This is a genomic window from Arenibacter sp. ARW7G5Y1 (assembly GCF_003201775.1).
GTDB lineage: Bacteria > Bacteroidota > Bacteroidia > Flavobacteriales > Flavobacteriaceae > Arenibacter.
The window spans coordinates 103,055-123,242 of record NZ_QJJZ01000010.1 but is presented as its reverse complement, the minus strand read 5'-3'; the positions used below and the strand labels follow the sequence as shown (position 1 = coordinate 123,242).

Sequence of the window (20,188 nt, the reverse complement as noted above, 5' to 3'; positions counted from 1 at the left end):
GGATACTTACTTTGCTTGTATTTTTTTATGCCCTATACCCCAAAATGCTTATCGTGATATAGATTTTAATATATTTGATTGGTTCTTCGAGAATTTTCATATTGGGAATTTATCCCATAAAAATTTAAGGCATATGTATTATTTGGGATTGGATATTGGAAGTTCTTCAATTAAGGTGGCTTTGGTGGAAGTGGCCACAGGGAAAAGTGTTGGGGTTGTTCAGGAACCGGAAACGGAAATGGAAATGCTGGCCTTGAAAAATGGTTGGGCAGAACAAGATCCCAAGGAATGGTGGGGATACGTATGTAGGGGCATAAAGAAAATTAAGCAAAAGTACAGTGTAGCGGAAAATCAAATAGAGGGAGTGGGCATTGCCTATCAGATGCACGGACTGGTATTGGTGGATAAACAGGGCGAGCCGGTAAGGAAATCCATTATTTGGTGCGATAGTCGTGCAGTGGAAATAGGAAGGAAGGCTTATGACGACATTGGGGAGGACATTTGCAAGGCCCATTTATTGAATTCCCCTGCAAACTTTACAGCTTCCAAATTGAAATGGGTAAAGGAAAACGAACCGGAACTTTACCGGGCCGCCGATAAATTAATGCTGCCAGGAGACTATATAGCCTTTCGTTTTTCCAATGTTTTAAATACCACTATTTCCGGGTTGTCAGAGGGTATCCTTTGGGATTTCAAGGAAGATGCGGTAGCAGACCTGCTCCTAGGGCATTATGGTATTCCCAAGTCTTTTATTCCGGATATTGTGGATACTTTTGGACTTCAGTCCAAAGTAGATGCCAAAGGGGCCCGAGAAAGTGGCTTGGCAATTGGTACACCAATACTATATAGGGCGGGTGACCAGCCCAATAATGCCTTGGCTCTTAATGTTTTTAATCCCGGAGAAGTCGCTGCTACGGGAGGTACCTCTGGGGTGGTCTATGCGGTTACGGATAGTTTATCGGGTAAGGAAAGTACCAGGGTTAACAATTTTGCCCATGTTAATTATAGCAAACAGACGCCAAGAGTAGGAAAGTTGCTGAATATCAATGGTGCCGGAATTCAATATCGCTGGCTTTTGAATAATCTGGATGTGGACTCCTATGAGGAAATGAATTCCCTGGCTTCGGGTATTCCTGTAGGTTCGGACGGGGTATGTCTAATTCCGTTTGGAAATGGGGCAGAGCGTATGCTTAACAATATGGATATTGGAACCAGGCTGGTCAACATCAACCTGAATAATCACACCAAGGCACATGTTTGTAGGGCAGCTTTGGAAGGGATAGCCTTTTCCTTTGTCTATGGGATGGAAATCCTGAAGTCCGACGGCATAAACATTGGAGTAATGCGTGCCGGGAACGATAATCTGTTTAGATCGGACATTTTTTCAAATACTATATCCACCTTGGTGTCGCAGGACATTGAGATTTACAATACCACTGGGGCCATTGGCGCAGCAAGGGCCGCCGGTATCAATGAAGGAGGTTTTGAAAAATTTGGAACCTATATCACCAATAACGACCATGTAAGCACCTTTAAGCCTTTGAGCGATAAAAGTGCTTATCAATTGGCCTATGAAAATTGGAAAAAAGAATTGGAACTAATCATTAAATAACAAAATAGAGATGGCAATAATTGGAAACAAAGAATACTTTAAGGGAATTGGGGACATTAAATTTGAGGGGAAGGAATCTGATAATCCTTTGGCTTTCAAATATTACAATCCAGAACAAGTGGTTGCTGGGAAAACCATGCGGGAGCATTTTAAGTTTGCCATAGCCTATTGGCATACCTTCTGTGGGCAGGGAGCGGATCCGTTCGGCCCAGGAACCCAGAATTTTGCATGGGACCAGTCCTCCGATCCAGTACAGGCGGCAAAGGACAAGGCGGATGCAGCTTTTGAGTTTATCAGTAAAATGGGATTCGATTATTTCTGTTTCCATGATTTCGATCTTATACAGGAAGGAGCCACTTTTGCCGAATCAGAGAAACGATTATCTATAATAACCGATTACCTGAAGGAGAAAAAAGCAAATTCTGGAATTAAATTATTGTGGGGAACCGCCAATTGTTTCTCCAATCCCCGTTATATGAACGGTGCGGCTACCAACCCTGATTTTAATGTAGTGGCCAGGGCAGGGGGACAGATTAAACTGGCCTTGGATGCAACTATTGCCCTTGGTGGCGAGAATTATGTTTTCTGGGGCGGAAGGGAAGGTTATATGTCCCTTTTAAATACCGATATGGGACGTGAGTTGGATCATATGGCGCAATTCTTGGGGATGGCAAGGGATTATGCAAGGGCCCAAGGTTTTAAGGGAACCTTTTTTATAGAACCCAAACCTATGGAACCTTCCAAGCATCAATACGACTTTGACACAGCAACTGCTATAGGGTTCCTGCGTGAATACGGATTGGAGAAAGATTTTAAAATAAACATAGAGGTAAATCATGCTACCTTGGCCCAACATACTTTTCAACACGAATTGGCAGTAGCGGCCAAAGCCGGAATGTTGGGAAGTATAGATGCCAATAGGGGGGATTACCAAAATGGGTGGGATACCGATCAGTTCCCAAACAATATACAGGAAACTACCGAGGCAATGTTGGTATTCCTTAAAGCTGGTGGACTGCAAGGTGGTGGTGTAAACTTTGATGCCAAAATAAGAAGGAATTCCACTGATTTGGATGATGTTTTCCATGCCCATATCGGAGGGGCCGACACCTTCGCCCGTGCTTTGATTACCGCGGATAGGATTATTTCTTCCTCTGCCTATGGAAAAATGCTAGAGGAAAGATATAGCTCCTTCGATTCAGGGAAAGGGAAGGACTTTGAGAATGGTAAATTGAATCTGGAAGCCCTTTACAAAATAGCCCAGGAAAATGGGGAGTTGAAGTTGCAGAGCGGGAAGCAGGAGCTGTTCGAGAACATCATAAATCAATACATTTAACAAATATAAATAGAACAAAGAAATTGGGTAATCAACTTGGGCTAATCCAAAGATTTTTGCAAAAAATCTTTTAAAAATATTGTAAAGGGAGTTATTTTACCGAAATTCGGGATAAGATGATTCTATGAAAAAAATAACCCTAAAGGAGATTGCCCAATATTTTGGTGTTTCTATTTCAACGGTTTCCAAGGCTATCAATGATAGTCATGAGATCAGTGATGGACTGAAAGCTAAAATACAGCAGTTTGCCAAGGATAATAAATACAGGCCAAACAAAGTGGCCCTGAGTTTATTACAGCGGAAGACCAAGACCATCGGGGTCGTTGTGCCCAATATCCTCAATTATTTTTTTACCCAGGTATTTTCAGGAATTGAAAAAGTAGCCAACGAACACGGCTATATTTTACTTAGCTGTATAAGCGATGAATCATATGAAAAGGAGGTGGCGACTCTTGAATTTCTAGGAGGGGGTACGGTTGATGGATTAATAGTGTCCATGGCTGAAGAGACACAGTTTAGGAACAAACTTGAACATTTTCAAAATATCCTGGACGAGCAAATTCCTTTGGTAATGTTCGATAGGGTTTCGGATGAAATTTCATGTGATAAGGTGATAGTCGATGATTTTGAGGCGGGCTATAAAACCACTAAATATTTTTTAAATTTAGGTTGTACAACAGTTGCCCTGGTTACCGCTATTGATCATTCAAGCGTAGGTAGATTGCGGGTGGAAGGCTATAAGAAGGCATTGGCAGAGGCAGGTATCCCCTTTGATGACAAATTAATATTAAGGGTGGGCAAGGAGGATGATATGGAAGTTCTCTTGACTTTTTTGTTGAATTACAAGTCTATTGATAGTATAATGGCTTTGGATGAAATTACAGCGGTAGAGGTCTTGAAATTGATCAAGGCGAGGGGGTATAGGGTGCCGGAAGACATTTCCGTTATAGGGTTTACCAATGGGAAACTATCACGCTACGTAAGTCCGGCTCTTACAGCTGTAAGTCAGCACGGTACTTATATTGGGGAAACGGCAGCCAAGGTCCTGATCGAAAGGATGGAGAGCAAGGAATATTTGGATTGTACCACCAAGGTAATTAAAACCAGCCTAATTGTTAGGGATTCCACCAAGAGGGTTTAACCTATGGGAGATACCCAATAAAACTAAACTTGGGGTGTTAGCCCATTCTTTACTATTTGGGTCATATACCCAATTTCTTCAATTGCCTTATTCGTGAAATAAAACAGGCTAAGACAGCGGTCCAAATTTTGGTTCTCGTAAGATACCTTGTAATAGATATTGTTGTTCAAATAGTCTGTGAGGGCCCTTAAGCCGTGAATGAAGGGCATAAATACAGCTCCCCAAGGCAGTAGGTCTATTTCTTCCTTATGTAAAAAGGGGCCGTTACTTTCCAGACCTTTTATGAAAGCTTCAAAGAAAGGCCTTTCAAAAGTAATCTTACTGTGATCCTGTTCGTCTTCGGCAGCGGTATTTGCAACGGTCCTTATGGCATCTCCAAAATCAAAATAAAAATACCCTTTCATAATGGTGTCCAGGTCTATAAGGCAAAGGGCCTTGTTGTTTTCCTTCGAGAAAAGGATATTGTTTAATTTGGTGTCATTGTGGCAAACCCTTAACGGCAACTTGGAATTGTCCAAGATTTTCAGCTTTTCCAATGTTTGCTTGGCGAAGGCTATGGCCGCTTTGGCAGTTTCCAATTTTTCTGTTTTCGCGGATAGAACGGCTTCTTCAAACTGACTTTCCCTTAAGGTAAGATTATGGAACTGTGGGATGGTATCCACAAAATTTCCCAAGGGGGCCTCTGCCAGAAGTTGATGGAATTTCCCGACCACCCTACCGGCCTCGAAAGCAATGCCTGTATCCGTGGCATTGTCATAGGCGGTAGTGTTGTTGAGATAGGTCATCAACCTCCAGTATCCTGTTTCTTCATCCTTAAAATAGGAATTGCCCGATTGCGTTTTTAAAAGTTCAATGGGCGTATAATTTTGGTCCTTTAAATGTTGAAAAGCATTGGCAATATTGCCCATGAGGCCATGTACGTCCTTAAAGACATTGTGGTTTACCCTTTGTAGAATATACAAGGGGTAATCGTTGTCCAGGACCAAATAGGTGTCATTGATATACCCCTGGTTTATTCCTTGGAATCCATAGGCCTTCCTATCTACAGAAAAGTTTTTCAATAGCTCGTTGAGCTCCGCATTTTTAGTTGCAATCATGGATAAGCTTTTCTAAACGTTGTCCCAAAGTGGAGAAGTATACCCATTTTCGTCTGTCATGCGCTGTAATTCGGAAACGGCAACATCCTTGTCGCTGGCGTAGGTAACCCCGAACCATTGACTTGCGGAAGGAATTACATCTACATCTATCAAATTCTTTGCAATCATTTCCTTGATCGCGAACGGAAGATATATTTCCCCTTTGGCATGGTTCTCCTTATTTCCGATAAAGTCCTTGAGGTAATCCGTAATAAATGGAAATATGGAAGGTTGACAAACCCAAAAATTCATACTGACCAATTCTTCCCCGGTAAATTTGGTGCCAGAATCCGTATCGATAATTCCATTTTCCTGAGCTTCTATTTTAGTATGTTCTTGTATGGAAGTTAGTTTTCCTCCCTCGGATTTGCATACACCCCTGGATACGGAACCGTGTTCGGATAAGGTATTTTTTAATATATAGGCTATAAGACCAAATGTCTCTTTGTTGCCATTGTTTTTGATAAAGTCGGCAGCGCTTTCAAATGCATTTTTACCATAATAGTCATCCGCATTAATTATGGCGAACGGCCTGTCAATAACATTTCTTGCAGTCCATACGGCATGTGCAGTTCCCCATGGCTTAGCCCTTTCACCGGTAAAGGTTACTCCTTCGGGAAGATCGTTTACTTCTTGGGCCAAAACATCCAGTTTAATATTCTTTGGCAATCTACTGGATAAATGCTCCTTTAAAAAATCTACATTTTCCTTTTTTGTAATGGCAACGATGTGGTCAAAACCATTTTTTAAGGCATCATAAATACTAAATTCCATTAGGAATTCGTCTTTTGGTCCCAAATCATCAAATTGTTTTAGTTTGCCATATCGGCTGCCACTACCGGCCGCCATTAAAAGTAATGTCATAATTGGTTATTTTTTAAGTTTACAAAAATATAGTTTTTATCATAAAGGGGCTTCTAGAACGGATTATTTAAAAAATTAGTTTCCAATTTGCAGTTTTTAACGATTATTTAAATTACGGCCGACTTCAAATTCTTTAGAAGAATAATTATTTGGGGAACCTTGGTACTTGTTTTAGGGATGAAAGTGAAACCTGATAAGTGTCATATTTTTACAGGCGGTGTAATAGTATTTTTGTAGCTATTGTAAAGAACATAGCTTATGACCAACCTAGTACAAAAATACAATATCCCTGGTCCCAGATACACCAGTTACCCTACTGTTCCGTATTGGGATTTGGACACTTTCTCTGGCCATCAATGGCGGAATACGTTAATTAAAAATTTTAATGAAAGTAACGGAGAGGAAGGCATAAGCCTATATATACATTTGCCTTTTTGTGAGAGTCTCTGTACTTTTTGCGGATGTCATAAAAGAATTACCAAACGGCATGAAGTTGAAAACCCATATATAAGTGATGTCTTGAAGGAGTGGAAGCTTTATTGTGATTTATTCGAAACGAAACCAAGGATAAAAGAGCTTCATCTCGGGGGGGGTACGCCCACTTTTTTCTCCCCGGAAAATTTAACGCGTCTTATCAATGGTATTTTTACCACTGCCAGCCGTGCGGATGATTATGAATTTAGTTTTGAAGGACATCCGAACAATACTACCCAAGAACACCTAAAAGCACTTTACGATGTAGGATTTAGAAGGGTTAGTTATGGGGTTCAGGATTATAATAAGAAGGTTCAGCTCGCCATTCACAGGCTACAACCTTTCGAAAACGTAAAAAAGGTTACCCAATGGGCCAGGGAAATAGGATATACTTCCGTTGGGCATGATATAATTTTTGGCCTGCCCTTCCAAACGAAGGATGATGTTGCCGAAACTATTCTAAAAACCAAGGAATTGATGCCAGATCGATTGGCTTTTTATAGTTATGCACATGTTCCTTGGTTAAAGGGTAATGGGCAAAGGGGGTATAAGGATTCCGATTTGCCAACTGCGGAGGAGAAGCGGGAGCAATATGGGATGGGGAAGACATTGTTGGCCGAGGTAGGTTATGAAGAAATAGGAATGGATCATTTTTCATTGAGGACGGATTCGCTTTTTAAAGCAATGGAGCATGGAAGCTTACATAGGAATTTTATGGGTTATACGGCCTCTAAGACCAGGGTTATGGTTGGTTTGGGTATCTCCAGTATAGGTGATAGTTGGGATAGTTTTGCACAAAATGTAAAAAGTCTGGAAGAGTATCACCACCTAGTGGAAAGTAAGATCATACCTATTTATAGAGGACACATTTTATCCGAAGAGGACAGGGTTCTTCGTAGGCATATCTTAAATTTAATGTGTAAATTTAATACTAGCTGGGAGAAGCAAAAGGAAAGGTTTAACGAATTGGATGAGGCCATGGATAAGCTCAAGGAAATGGCCCATGATGGCTTGGTCGAAATGGTTTCAAATGGTATTTATGTTACCGAAAAAGGAAGGCCTTTTGTACGCAATGTCTGTATGGCATTTGATTTGTTCCTGCATCGCAAAGCACCGGAAACTAGATTGTTTTCGATGACCATTTAGTTGTGCGGGCTATTTTTTAACCCTTTGATAATAAAATCAGTAAAAATAAACCTATGAAAAAAATTATTGTACCCGTCGATTTTTCAGAACAATCTGAAAATGCCCTTAAAACGGCCGCTTCCATTGCTACAAAATATGGATCTGAAATTTTTGTCCTGCATATGCTGGAATTGTCGGAGGCCCTTATTTCTGCCAATGAGCAAGCGCACTATGAGCAAGCCTTATTTTTAATAAGGTTGGCGGAAAAAAGATTTGAAACATTTTTGGAAAAGCCATATCTGCAGGGAATCAAGATTACGCCTATAGTAAAACATCATAAAGTGTACAGCGAAGTGAATGCCGTAGCAGAAAAACATCAGGCAGATCTAATTATAATGGGATCTCAAGGGACTGACGGAATCAAAGAGATTTTTGTAGGTTCCAACGCTGAGAAAATGGTAAGAAATTCCAATATTCCTGTTTTGGTCATCAAGGATTATATAGAGGGCTTTGAGGTAAAGAGATTTGTTTTTGCCTGTGACTTTGAGAAGGAAAACCTGGAGGCCTTTCAACGGGCCAAGAAATTGGCGGATAAGCTTGCTGCTGAATTGATTTTGGTATATGTCAATACACCAGGCGATAATTTCCTGAGCACCAAGGATGCCTTTAAAAAAATTAATAAATTCCTGTATTTGGCCAAAGCCAGTTTGGAAGTAGAGATTTATAATGACTATAGCGTAGAGAGGGGAATATTGGCATTTGGCGAAAGTAGGAACGCCGACTTAATAGGATTGCCCACACATGGTAGAAAAGGATTGACGCACTTTTTGATGGGAAGTATCGGGGAAGATGTGACCAACCATTCAAAAATTCCCGTTATCACCTTTAAAATTTAGGGAATCATGAGGGCAAGGAACACGACCAAGGCGATTATTCCAAGTGTCAAGGATTGGTTGACCTGCCGGTAATAACTAAAGCATAAATTATTATATTTGACATACTTGGGATAACCATCACGGCCCAATTGCCTTAAACCTCGATATGAAAATTTACCACATCATTTTTTTATTCGCTGCTTTTAGTACTACTTTGGTTAAAGCACAAGAAGATATGCTTTTAAAGGATTACGAACCAATATCCATTTATAACACCCCTAAGACCACCATCTCCAAAGCTAAATTTCCCGTGGTGGATTTTCATTCACATCCTTATCCCAAATCGGAACAAGAAATAGGTGAATGGGTAAAGACAATGGACCGGGCAGGAATTGTGAAATCTATTGTTCTTACCTATCGGACGGGGAAGTCTTTTGACAGTATTGTTGATCTTTATTCCAAATATGGGGATCGTTTTGAACTTTGGTGCGGCTTTGATTTTACAGGTTATGAAGAAAAAGGCTGGAGCAAGCGTGCCGTAAAGGAGTTGGAAAGATGTTTTGAGAAAGGAGCAAGAGGGGTTGGTGAATTGGGAGATAAGGGTGTTGGTTTTTTTTACTCCAAGCCTACACCGGCAAAAGGAATGCATGCGGATGATCTAAGGATGAGGCCCCTCTGGGAGAAATGTGGGGAACTGGGCATGCCAGTGAGTATCCATGTTGCGGACCCCATGTGGATGTATGAGCCCATGGATGTCCATAATGACGGGTTGATGAACGCCTACAAATGGCGAATAGATACCAAAAAGGAGGGGATGTTGACCCATGGGGAACTAATTACTGCTTTGGAAAATGCAGTTAGGGAAAATCCAAAAACCACTTTTATAGCCTGTCACTTTGCCAACTGTAGTTATGATTTGGATATCATAGGGAGGCTTTTGGGGACCTATGATAATATGTACGCGGACATTTCTGCCAGATATGCGGAAACGGCGGCCGTTCCCCGTTATACAAAACGTTTTTATGAAAAGTATCAGGATAAATTGGTCTATGGTACCGATATGGGTACCGATCCCAATATGTATCAATTAACATTTCGCATTCTGGAAAGTGAGGATGAGCATTTTTATGACAGGAATATTTCCTCCTATCATTGGTCGTTTAACGGGCTGGGCCTTAGTGATGAGGTGTTGAAGAAAATATACAGCGATAACGCCAAAAAGATACTGGAGTAGTCAAACACCGGAATAATAACATTCCGTCCTATTTTTTAAGCATTGGGAAAAGGGTCCTAATCTCATCATCGGTGGGTTGTTTGCCATACTCGCATATTTCAAAACCCTCTATATGATTGGCACTGGAAGCTTTGGTTCCGTACCATTTTGCAGCACATTTCAATAGGGCTTCCTTGGGAGGCTGAGACCTCCAATTGGCCAACATTTCCAATCTGCCCTGATCGTCCTTTGGCACTTTCTCCAAATTACCTGAAGTCCATGGAAGCCATTCAAAGAATTGGGATTTATGTGCGGACATGGCATACACTTTTTGATCAAAAACAGAATCGATGATTACTGCAATGTCGGGTTCGAATGGGCTGGGTTTTTGAAAACTATCTTCCGAATAAAGAAAAACCGGATTTTTTTGGAGCGGGGGTACTTCAGGGGCTACATTGGGAACTATAACCATATAGGCGGCATCCTGTACCAAAACTCCCGTATACCTGTGGTCTGGATGATAATCATTGGGTCTGGGGGCAATGACCACGTCGGCCTTCCATTTTCTAATTTCACGTATCACCTTAAGCCGATTTTCCAAAGTTGGCATCAACTCCCCATCGTGGTTGTCCAGGACAGTATAGGTAACCCCAAATCTTTTGCCCGCTTCCTCGGCCTCCGCAATCCTAACCTTGGCAAGCTCACCGCCTCCCATGGCATAATGTCCGGCATCACCGTTGGTCAAGGATACAAACTTTACATTGTGGCCCATTTTTGCGAGTAAAATGGCGGTGCCACCCGTGTCAATGTCACAATCGTCTGGATGGGCTCCAAAGACTATTATGTTGACCTTTTCCCCTTGGGAAAATAATAAGGTTGCATTTAAAATAAGATAACAGAGAAGTATAACTTTTTTCATTGGTAGTTGTTTAAGGTCTGGTTGCTAGTTGGCCATTGTTCACTTTAATCCCTAATGTACATGAACAGGGATTCCTGTGCACTAGAAAAATACGTTATTTTTACAAGTACTACAAATCGGAAGTGAGGTTGGTGGATGGGGCTTTTATTGGCATTCCAGATTACTGCTAACTACCTCCGTAATGGGTTCTGGAGAAATATAGGGAATTCCGAGTCCCAATCCCCTTATTATGAATAGCAGCCCTACTAGGATTACGAATACAGGGATTAGTCGTTGAACCGATTTTTTAGCTGGGCCTTTTAACAAACTGCCAAAGTAAACGGCAGTGGTCATTAAGGGTATGGTCCCCACACCAAATAAAACCATGAACAATGCGCCAAGCCAGGGGTTGGCAGTGGCAATGCTGCCAAATAGAGCCATATAAACCAATCCACAGGGCAGTAATCCGTTCAAGAAGCCAATGGTGATAAAGGTGTCCGGACTCTTTTTTTGTAGTTCCTTTCCAAGCCGGCTTTTTATTTTGGTCAAAAAGGAATAAATGGGTTGGGAGAAATTGTATTTGCCAAATGTCTTGTGAGGAATGAGGATGATGACGATCATTAGGATTCCAATGATTATGGAAAGCTTTTGCTGTAGGCCGAAGACATATAGCCCTTTGCCCAAAAACCCAAAAATCAGCCCAAGAATGCCATAGGATGTAAGTCTCCCCATGTGGTAGAGAAAAACCTGTATTAATTTTTTGGCGGGTTTATGGTGGTCTACCGGTAACATAAAGGCTATGGGACCGCACATTCCCACGCAGTGAAAGCTTCCCATTAATCCCAAAATTACGGCAGATAGCAACATAGTTTAAAGGTATTGACCTTTGTGGTGTTAATACTTTTTATTTGCTTTGGCGATAGGTTATTTTTTCCTTGAATAAAAAAGCTTCCCCCTTATATTCCCAAAATACTTTAATGTCCCAGCGACCATCCAACAAACGGTTGTCAGGTATGAGCAAATAGTCTTCGGATAAACTTAAAGGTAAGTCAAAATCCAAGTGCTTGTTAGATGGCCTGTACAGGGACACTGTGCCTTTGATGTTCTCTATATTCAAGTTGTTTGGGAAGATGAGTTTTATACCCTTATCGGTAGATTCCAAACTAAGGTCTACTTCTTTGATACGGGCATTGTTTTCTGCATCAATTTCATTTTGATAGCCCAATTCCGCCTTGTAGTAATTCTCAGTCACCAAATCGTGATTGGCCTTATTGTCCATGCTCATTCGAACTACAAAAAATAATATAAAACTTATAAACCCTATAAAGGCTAGTACAATACCGGTTCCCCAATTAATTTTCATAGCTTCTTCCTTTAGTTTCACTTTCCATTGGAATGGAAAATCTATTCGCTTTTCAGGTATTTAACCTATCCTTTTTATTTTATTTATAGCTTCTTGGAGCTAAAAATCTGGCCGTAGCCGTTTCAATTAATTTATCCCCGCTATAGACACCAATACTTAATTTGTTCTTGTCGCCCTCCAAAGCCGAATTATTTATTTCCACAAAAAGGGTGCCTTCCGCCAATCCTTGAGCCGGTACTGTAAATAGTTCATGCCTAACCAGATTGATGGTCCCTTTGTGGGAGATTAACTTAAAGCTTACGTTAGGTATGTCCTTGGTGGTTTTGTTGACCAATTTATAAGTATAAACGTTGCTAATGATATTGTTTTCCTTGTGCTCGTAAAGTTGTCCTGGTAGTCTTAATATATTTGCCTCCACTTCATTTCGCAAAAACAGCATTCCGATCAAAATTCCAGTAAGTATCACTAGTACCGCAGTGTACCCTTTTAATCTGGGCGTAAATTTGAACTTGGACTTTTTCTCAATATTGTCTTCACTGGCATAGCGGATAAGTCCTTTGGGAAGGTTTACCTTTTCCATTATGGTGTCGCATTCATCAATACAAGCGGTACAATTGACGCATTCCAGTTGGGTCCCATTTCTTATGTCTATACCGGTAGGGCAGACATTTACACATTGGAAACAATCAATGCAGTCGCCATGTCCCAGGGCTTGCCTGTCCTCTCCTTTTCTAAACTTTTTCCTGCCGTTTTCAGCTTCCCCCCGCTTATGGTCATAGGCCACCACAATGGATTTATTGTCCAGAAGTACGCCTTGCATCCTTCCATAGGGGCAGGCTATTATACATACTTGTTCCCTAAACCAGGCAAATACAAAATAGAATACCGCTGTAAAAATTAGAAGCGATACCAAGGTACTTACATGTTGTAAAGGGCCATCGGTGATATATTCTATCAATCGGTCACTTCCTATTAGATAAGCTAGGAATACATTGGCTATCAAAAAGGAAATAAAGAAAAAGACAATTAGTTTCAGGCCACGTTTCCTAATCTTCTCCGCGTTCCAAGGCTGTTTGCTAAGACGTATTTGGGCACCACGATCACCATCGATCCAAAATTCGATCCTTCTGAATACCATTTCCATAAAGATGGTTTGGGGACACATCCAGCCACAAAAAATTCGTCCAAAAGCAACTGTAAATAGGGCTATGAATATTACCCCGATAATCATTGAAATTACAAAAAGATGAAAATCCTGCGGCCAAAAAGGGAATCCAAAAATATTAAAACGCCTTTCCAGCACATTGAACATTAGGAACTGGTTGCCGTTTACTTTTACAAAGGGAGCTAGAAAGAGAAAGGCCAAAAGTACATAACTCACATATTTGCGATATTCATAAAACTTGCCACTAGGCTTTTTCGGAAATATCCAAGCCCTTTTCCCATCTTCATTTATAGTTCCTATGGAATCCCTAAAATTGTCCTGGTCCTGTGCCATTTCTATGTAATGCTTTTTTTGGAATTATGTGTATGCCTTAATTTGTGCTCCATATTGAATTTTAGGAATTTACTCCCCTGTCCAAATTTCTCCCTCCGCTGCCTTTGGGTTGGCAGGGGCCTTGCCATTTATTTCGCTGAGAATATAGCTGGCTACCTGAGCTATTTCGACTGGCTTTAGGGTCTGCTTCCAAGCTATCATTCCCTTTCCGTCCCTTCCACCTTCTGAAATGGTATGGAAAACGTTTTTTATGCCACCTCCCAAAATCCAGTATTCGTCGGTAAGATTTGGCCCAATACCGCCACCGCCGTCCGGCATATGGCAAGCTACACAATTGGCACTGTATATTGCCCCGCCTGCCTTAATATCGGAGGCTTCGGTCAATAGTTCCACTGTGTTGGCATCGACTAAACCTTTTGCAGTTTTTTTATACGCTTCAATGGCTATTTGGGCTTCGGCTACTTCCTGTTCGTATTCCATGTCCTGGGTGTAGTCATTAAAAACGTGAAAACGCGCTAAATAAACCACGGCAAAAATAATGGTGCCATAGAACATGTACACCCACCAGGGCGGAAGATTGTTGTCCAATTCACGGATTCCGTCGTAATTGTGGTCCAGGATAATCTCCTTTTCTTCTTCAACAGCTTTGTTTCCAGTAATTTTTTTCCAAAAGGCTTTGCCCCATTTCCACTCCCATTGCTCCGATTTAGCTTCCAAATATCGCTTTTGTGCATCGGGGGATAGGGTTTGGAACATTACGTTCTCCACGGATTTTAGAATCAGTTCAATTCCGATCAAGAGGAACAACACCATCAACATAAAAAACAGGGTGATAGGATATTCAATAAATGCTGGTTTGTCCCCGGAGTCAATAAAATACTCCATCAATCCGAAGATTAGGAAAAAGATTAGGGGGACTCTTATCCACCAAGGTGACATATTTCTCATAACGATTCTTCTTTAGGTTGGTTTTCTGTTTCTAATGGTATTTCGCTAACTTCCTTGATATGTTCCTTAGAGGCAGAAAATACCCACCAGAAAAGAATGGTGAAAAACAAAAAGAAGATTAGCAGTGATATCATGGGATAGGTGGCAACGCCATCTATACTCTCCATATAACCTTTTACAAATTTTAGCATAACTTATTTGTTTTGTGAAATTATTTCGTCCGTTTCCTTTATTTTTATATCTGTTCCCAGACGTTGCAGATAGGCTATCATAGCTACAATTTCCCTATCCTTCATTTCTATGAATTCCTCTCCATTTTCGGCAGCATATTTTTTGTCCTCTTCATATCCTTTGGCGAAATCCGGATCGGAGTATAGGTTTTTTTCTATTTTGCTTGCTTGCTCATCCATAGCTTGTTCGGCATTGGCAATCTCCTCCTCGGTATATGGAACCCCTAGGGTAACCATGGTCTCCATTTTTGTTTGGATATTACTTCTGTCGTGCCTATTGCGCACCAACCATGAATAAGATGGCATGATAGATCCGGAAGAAGTACTTTGAGGGTCGTACATATGGTTTAAATGCCAGTTGTCCGAATATTTGCCGCCTACCCTTAAAAGATCGGGCCCGGTACGCTTACTTCCCCAAAGGAAAGGATGGTCATATACATATTCCCCTGCCTTGGAGTATTCGCCATAACGCTCTACCTCACTTCGGAATGGCCTTACCATTTGGGAATGACAGCCAACACAGCCTTCCCTGATATATAAATCCCTACCTTCCAATTCCAAAGGTGTATAGGGTTTAACACTGCTAATGGTTGGAATATTCGATTTTACCAAAATAGTGGGGACAATTTGGATTATTCCCCCTATTAGAATGGCAATGGTGGCCAAAATTGTCAATTGAATGGGTTTACGCTCCAACCAAGTGTGGAAAGTTTCTCCAGCGGTTCTTTTCTTGGATACGTTGGTCAATGCGGCCGCTTCTGCCAATTCATCCTTTACCTTTGTACCGTGTTTAATGGTTACAACTACGTTGTATATCATGACAATTGCCCCAATAATATACATGGTGCCACCAATGGCCCTCATCCAGTACATGGGAATAATTTCATTTACAGTCTCCAAAAAGTTACCATAAGCCAAGGTTCCATCAGGGTTAAATTCTTTCCACATTAATGCTTGGGTAAAACCGGCAACATACATGGGAAGTGCATAGAGTATGATTCCTAATGTCCCTATCCAGAAATGGAAATTGGCCATGGGAAGTGAGTGCAACCTTGTTTTGAACATTTTTGGAACCAACCAGTAGATCATCCCAAAAGTCAGGAATCCGTTCCATGCCAAGGCTCCAACGTGTACGTGTGCAATAATCCAATCGCTAAAATGTGCTATGGCATTTACATTTTTCAGGGAAAGCATTGGGCCTTCAAAAGTGGCCATACCGTAACCGGTTATAGCTACTACCATAAATTTCAAAACCGGGTCTGTCCTTACCTTGTCCCATGCTCCACGCAAAGTTAAAAGTCCATTGATCATACCTCCCCAGGATGGGGCAATCAACATTATGGAGAAGGCTACCCCTAAATTTTGGGCCCATTCCGGTAAAGTAGAATATAATAAATGGTGCGGTCCGGCCCAGATATAGATGAATATCAAGGACCAGAAGTGTACAATGGATAATCGATAGGAGTATATAGGCCTATTGGCCGCTTTCGGCACAAAGTAGTACATTAAACCTAGGAAAGGTGTGGTAAGGAAGAAGGCAACGGCATTGTGTCCATACCACCATTGAACCAAGGCATCCTGCACTCCTGCATAAACCGAATAACTTTTTAAGGCACTAACGGGAAGGGCAAGACTATTGAAGATATGTAGTACTGCTACGGTTACAAATGTTGCCAGATAAAACCAAATGGCCACGTATAAATGGCGTTGTCTTCTTTTTAGCATGGTCCCGATAAGGTTCCAGCCAAAGGCTACCCATACCACTGCAATGGCCAAATCTATAGGCCATTCCAATTCGGCATATTCTTTGGAAGAGGTGTATCCCAAGGGTAAGGTGATTGCAGCCGCCACTATGATGGCCTGCCACCCCCAAAAATTAAAATTACTTAGGGCATCGCTGAACATCCTCGCCTTTAACAACCGTTGGGTAGAATAATAAACACCCGCAAAAATGGCATTTCCCACAAAGGCAAATATAACCGCGTTGGTGTGCAAGGGCCTTAATCGGCCAAAACTCAACCAGGATATTCCATCGGTTAAATTTGGAAAAAGAAACATAAAGGCAAGCAATAAGCCTACCGACATTCCTACAATTCCCCAAAACATAGTAGCATAAAGGAATTTTTTTACGATTTTATTATCGTAATAAAACTGTTGTACTTCCATAATCACAATTTTTGACTTTCACTTTTTTGGTTAGATATTTTTTTGGTGTCCGCAGTAGTGCTTTTTACGAGTTCATCTTCAAAAAGCATGCGAACGGATGGGGTATAGGAATCATCATATTGACCATTCTTGGTGGCAATAATAAAAGCCGCAAAAAAAATGACGGCTACAATAATACTCAATGACAGCAATAAATAAATTACACTCATACCTACCTGAATTTGGGCGTAAAACTAAACATGGGGAGTGTGGTATAATATGACATTTGTCAGCTTTTAATAAAATATTGAAAGTTCTTCTCCCCTGGCGCTTATTTATCTCACTCCCTTTTTTCAAATATGCAATATTTTATTGTGATACTTTAATTGTAATCTATAAAATTTTAAAGGTTGTTATAGTGATTGTATAGGGGTTGGGTATGTGGTCTGGAATGGGGGTAATCATAATTATGGTGTTTTTAATCCAAATAATTCATTTAATTCAAGGAATTATGTGAAAGATTTTTAGTTTTGCCCAGCTCCATTGAAAATTTTGCAACCCATACCCGATATTTTCAATCTAGGGTATTAATTATAAATTTTAACTAAATACAATATGTTTAAAAAGGCAGGCTTTATTTTAATTTTAAGTTTGATGGTTTTAAGTTGTAAACACGGGGAGGCCCCATGTAATCCAAGTACCGAGGTGATTACTTATCCCTCGTCGGATTCTTTGGCACAGGTTTTAAATTGGCCAAAGGATTTAAAAATAACTGGCTTCTCCGGCCCTGAACTAACCCCAAGCCCTGCCTGTATGGCCGTTGCAGCTACAGGGGAGGTCTATGTGGGGGTAGATATGATGGGCTCCCTGGGGAAGGAAAAGAACAAAGGGTTTATAAAGCGTTTGGTTGATTGCAACCATGATGGCATTATGGATTCGTACACCGAATTTGCCCAAGTGGATAATCCTCGGGGTATTTTGGCCATAGGGGATGAGGTATTTGTACTGCATACCACTTTTTCCCCCGAAACAGGAAAGGCTTTTAATATGGACTTGGTGGTATTTGAAGATGTGGACAAGGATGGAGTGGCCGATGGTCCCGCCAAGGTTTTAATAAAGAATTTGAGCAATTCCAAATACCTAGCAGAGAGAGGAACCGATCATGCAACCAACGGGATTCAGATGGGTATAGATGGATGGATATATATTGCTGTGGGCGACTTTGGTTTTCACAACGCCACAGATCGTGATGGAACACAATTGACCATGTTGGGCGGAGGTGTTTTGCGAGTAAGGCCGGATGGAACCGAAATGGAAGTGTACACCCATGGACTGAGAAATATTTACGACGTGGCCATTGACCCTTTCATGAATATTTACACCAGAGGGAATACCAATGATGGAGGGGGATGGAATATTAGATTTATACATCAGATACAAACAGGGGAATATGGTTATCCTGTGTTGTTCAAACATTTTACCGAAGAGATCCTTCCTGCCCTGGTGGATGTTGGTGGTGGATCCGGAACAGGATCACTTTATATGAACGACAGCCGTTGGCCAGAAAAATACAACAATGTTCCCATGATGGCCGATTGGGGTAGAAGCTACCTGTACTTTCATAGGCTTACCGAAAATAAGGCCAGTTTTATTCAGGATGAAGAAGAGTTTATCCAACTGCCACAAATAACCGACGTGGATGTAGATGCTGCAGGAGCCATGTATCTTTCGGCTTGGGATGGTGCAGGATATTCAGGAAGTCCGGATAAAGGCTATGTTGTGAGGGTGGTGCCCGAAGATTATAACTATGAACCATTCCCTAATTTAGAGGATTTTTACTGGACCAGTAGTTTGGTAGATTTATTAAAGGCAGGTAATGCCAAGACACGTCTAAGTGCCCAATATGAATTGATCAAAAGAGGAAAAGGGGCCGATAAGGTATGGCAATTGGCAGAAGACAATACATTGTCTTTGGAAGTACGCGCCGCAGCTATATTCACTTTCGCCCAATTGTCGGGGGACAAGGGAGTAGATCGCTTGGTGTCGCTGACAGAAGATCCACAAGTTCAGGAGTTTGCACTAAGGGCCTTATCGGACCGTTTGGGGACCATAGAAAAAGTGCCTACGGAGCCATTTGTAAATGCCCTGAAGTCCGATTCCGACCGGGTAAAGGCAGCTGCCATTGTTGGTTTGGGCAGATTGGGGAAAAAGGAAGTTGCCAATGATTTATTGGAGATTCCAGTGCCAAATTCATTTATTGCTCCAGAAATAGGGAAGGAAGGTCCTCATGCCAGGCCAAATGCGGAAATTGTTGTTCCACATTTAGCGGTCAAGGCATTGGTTAAATTAGATGCTGTGGACGCCTGTGTAAGTGCCTTGGATACCGATCAAAGGGATATGGCCCTTTGGGCAATGCGATATATGCATAACCCCAAGGCTGTTGATGGACTGATAAAGGCCTATGAAAATACGGACGATGTAGATTTTAAGAATAAAATCATTAATACCTTGGCGCGTATTTACCACAAAGAGGCGCCTTATGATACTTCCTGGTGGTGGAGTACCCGTCCGGACACCCATGGCCCTTATTATAAAACGGTAGAATGGGAATACACTCCGGTGATACGTTCGTTTTTAAAGGGAGAATGGGAAAAAGCTCCAGAAGAAGGAAAGGAATTATATGCAGCGCTGAACAGTAAGTATAGGTTGTCGATAGATGATTTTGGTACAGTGGAATTAACAGCTCCCAAGGAAGATATGCCGGCCGTGGATCTGGAAAAGATTAAAAACAAAAAAGGGCAGATTGGGGAAGCTTCTATTGAAGATATTATGATCGCCTTGAAAAAGATTAAGGGAAATCCGGAAAAAGGCAAGGAGATTTTTAAGAATCAGGCATGTTTTACCTGTCACAGTGTATCTTCTGGAGAAGTAATGAAAGGTCCATTTATGGGGCAAATAGGTTCCATTATGAACCGGGAGCAGATTGCTGAGTCTATTTTGAAACCTAATGCCTCCATTTCCCAAGGATTTTCAACGGTACAGATACAGACCAAGGGAGGCGATAATTATGTGGGCTTTGTAACCCAGGAATCTGCCACTGACCTGACCATAAGAAATATTGCAGGTATAGCTACCCAATTAAAAAAATCCGATATAGCCGAAAGAAAGGAGTTGGAGACCTCAATGATGCCTTCCGGTTTGGTGAATGCCCTTAGTTATGAGGAAATGGCTTCTTTGGTAGCGTATTTGGAGCAACAGAAATAAGGAAAGTTAAAATAACTTAGTTCTTATATCGGAAAAGGGCAACTGTCTTGCATCAGTTGCCCTTTT

General features: G+C 41.3%; 17 protein-coding genes. 7 read left to right on the top strand and 10 right to left on the bottom strand.

All coding sequences use genetic code 11. The annotated features are described in order from the left end of the window. Nucleotides 1-133 precede the first annotated feature (133 nt). From C7972_RS15145 to C7972_RS15135, 3 genes are all read left to right on the top strand, one after another. Nucleotides 134-1,612 carry a xylulokinase gene (locus C7972_RS15145; protein WP_110357079.1) on the top strand — a complete coding sequence of 493 codons (1,479 nt, stop codon included), beginning with the start codon at nt 134-136 and terminating at the stop codon, nt 1,610-1,612. 10 nt (nt 1,613-1,622) lie between these two features. Continuing rightward, nucleotides 1,623-2,948, top strand: a complete 1,326-nt coding sequence (xylA, locus tag C7972_RS15140) for a xylose isomerase (RefSeq protein WP_110357021.1) — start codon at nt 1,623-1,625, stop codon at nt 2,946-2,948. A 124-nt stretch (nt 2,949-3,072) separates the two neighbouring features. Then, complete coding sequence (locus tag C7972_RS15135) at nt 3,073-4,089, top strand: LacI family DNA-binding transcriptional regulator (RefSeq protein ID WP_110357020.1); 1,017 nt, start codon at nt 3,073-3,075, stop codon at nt 4,087-4,089. 23 nt (nt 4,090-4,112) lie between these two features. Here C7972_RS15135 and C7972_RS15130 read toward each other — a convergent pair whose 3' ends face one another. Next, on the bottom strand, nt 4,113-5,186 hold the full coding sequence (locus C7972_RS15130) for a phosphotransferase enzyme family protein (protein WP_110357019.1): 1,074 nt from the start codon (nt 5,184-5,186) through the stop codon (nt 4,113-4,115). 12 nt (nt 5,187-5,198) lie between these two features. Then, nucleotides 5,199-6,089, bottom strand: coding sequence for a sugar phosphate nucleotidyltransferase (locus C7972_RS15125; RefSeq protein ID WP_258364874.1), 891 nt, complete (start codon nt 6,087-6,089; stop codon nt 5,199-5,201). Between the two features lie 258 nt (nt 6,090-6,347). Between C7972_RS15125 and hemN the strand changes: the two genes are divergently transcribed. The 3 genes from hemN to C7972_RS15110 all read left to right on the top strand — a co-directional run bounded on the left by hemN (nt 6,348) and on the right by C7972_RS15110 (nt 9,797). Next, entirely contained in the window at nt 6,348-7,709 is a 1,362-nt protein-coding gene (gene hemN, locus C7972_RS15120; RefSeq protein ID WP_110357017.1) for an oxygen-independent coproporphyrinogen III oxidase, read from the top strand. A gap of 53 nt (nt 7,710-7,762) precedes the next feature. Further along, nucleotides 7,763-8,584: a universal stress protein gene (locus tag C7972_RS15115; protein WP_110357016.1), complete on the top strand. Its 822-nt coding sequence runs from the start codon at nt 7,763-7,765 to the stop codon at nt 8,582-8,584. Between the two features lie 145 nt (nt 8,585-8,729). Continuing rightward, nucleotides 8,730-9,797, top strand: coding sequence for an amidohydrolase family protein (locus C7972_RS15110; RefSeq protein WP_110357015.1), 1,068 nt, complete (start codon nt 8,730-8,732; stop codon nt 9,795-9,797). 28 nt (nt 9,798-9,825) lie between these two features. Here C7972_RS15110 and C7972_RS15105 read toward each other — a convergent pair whose 3' ends face one another. The 8 genes from C7972_RS15105 to ccoS all read right to left on the bottom strand — a co-directional run bounded on the left by C7972_RS15105 (nt 9,826) and on the right by ccoS (nt 17,088). Then, nucleotides 9,826-10,695 carry a PIG-L deacetylase family protein gene (locus tag C7972_RS15105; RefSeq protein ID WP_110357014.1) on the bottom strand — a complete coding sequence of 290 codons (870 nt, stop codon included), beginning with the start codon at nt 10,693-10,695 and terminating at the stop codon, nt 9,826-9,828. Between the two features lie 144 nt (nt 10,696-10,839). Then, entirely contained in the window at nt 10,840-11,541 is a 702-nt protein-coding gene (locus tag C7972_RS15100; protein ID WP_110357013.1) for a sulfite exporter TauE/SafE family protein, read from the bottom strand. Between the two features lie 37 nt (nt 11,542-11,578). Then, nucleotides 11,579-12,037, bottom strand: coding sequence for a FixH family protein (locus C7972_RS15095; RefSeq protein ID WP_110357078.1), 459 nt, complete (start codon nt 12,035-12,037; stop codon nt 11,579-11,581). Between the two features lie 79 nt (nt 12,038-12,116). Beyond that, entirely contained in the window at nt 12,117-13,535 is a 1,419-nt protein-coding gene (ccoG, locus tag C7972_RS15090; protein ID WP_110357012.1) for a cytochrome c oxidase accessory protein CcoG, read from the bottom strand. A 69-nt stretch (nt 13,536-13,604) separates the two neighbouring features. Beyond that, nucleotides 13,605-14,483 carry a cbb3-type cytochrome c oxidase N-terminal domain-containing protein gene (locus tag C7972_RS15085; protein WP_110357011.1) on the bottom strand — a complete coding sequence of 293 codons (879 nt, stop codon included), beginning with the start codon at nt 14,481-14,483 and terminating at the stop codon, nt 13,605-13,607. Then, nucleotides 14,480-14,674 carry a CcoQ/FixQ family Cbb3-type cytochrome c oxidase assembly chaperone gene (locus C7972_RS15080; protein ID WP_110357010.1) on the bottom strand — a complete coding sequence of 65 codons (195 nt, stop codon included), beginning with the start codon at nt 14,672-14,674 and terminating at the stop codon, nt 14,480-14,482. The genes C7972_RS15085 and C7972_RS15080 overlap by 4 nt, the downstream gene beginning before the upstream one ends. Nucleotides 14,675-14,677: 3 nt before the next feature. Continuing rightward, nucleotides 14,678-16,879 (bottom strand): cytochrome-c oxidase, cbb3-type subunit I, encoded by a 2,202-nt coding sequence (ccoN, locus tag C7972_RS15075; protein ID WP_110357009.1) that lies wholly within the window; start codon nt 16,877-16,879, stop codon nt 14,678-14,680. 2 nt (nt 16,880-16,881) lie between these two features. Continuing rightward, complete coding sequence (gene ccoS / locus C7972_RS15070) at nt 16,882-17,088, bottom strand: cbb3-type cytochrome oxidase assembly protein CcoS (protein WP_110357008.1); 207 nt, start codon at nt 17,086-17,088, stop codon at nt 16,882-16,884. A 424-nt stretch (nt 17,089-17,512) separates the two neighbouring features. Between ccoS and C7972_RS15065 the strand changes: the two genes are divergently transcribed. Continuing rightward, entirely contained in the window at nt 17,513-20,122 is a 2,610-nt protein-coding gene (locus C7972_RS15065) for a c-type cytochrome (RefSeq protein ID WP_110357077.1), read from the top strand. The last annotated feature ends 66 nt before the right edge of the window (nt 20,123-20,188 follow it).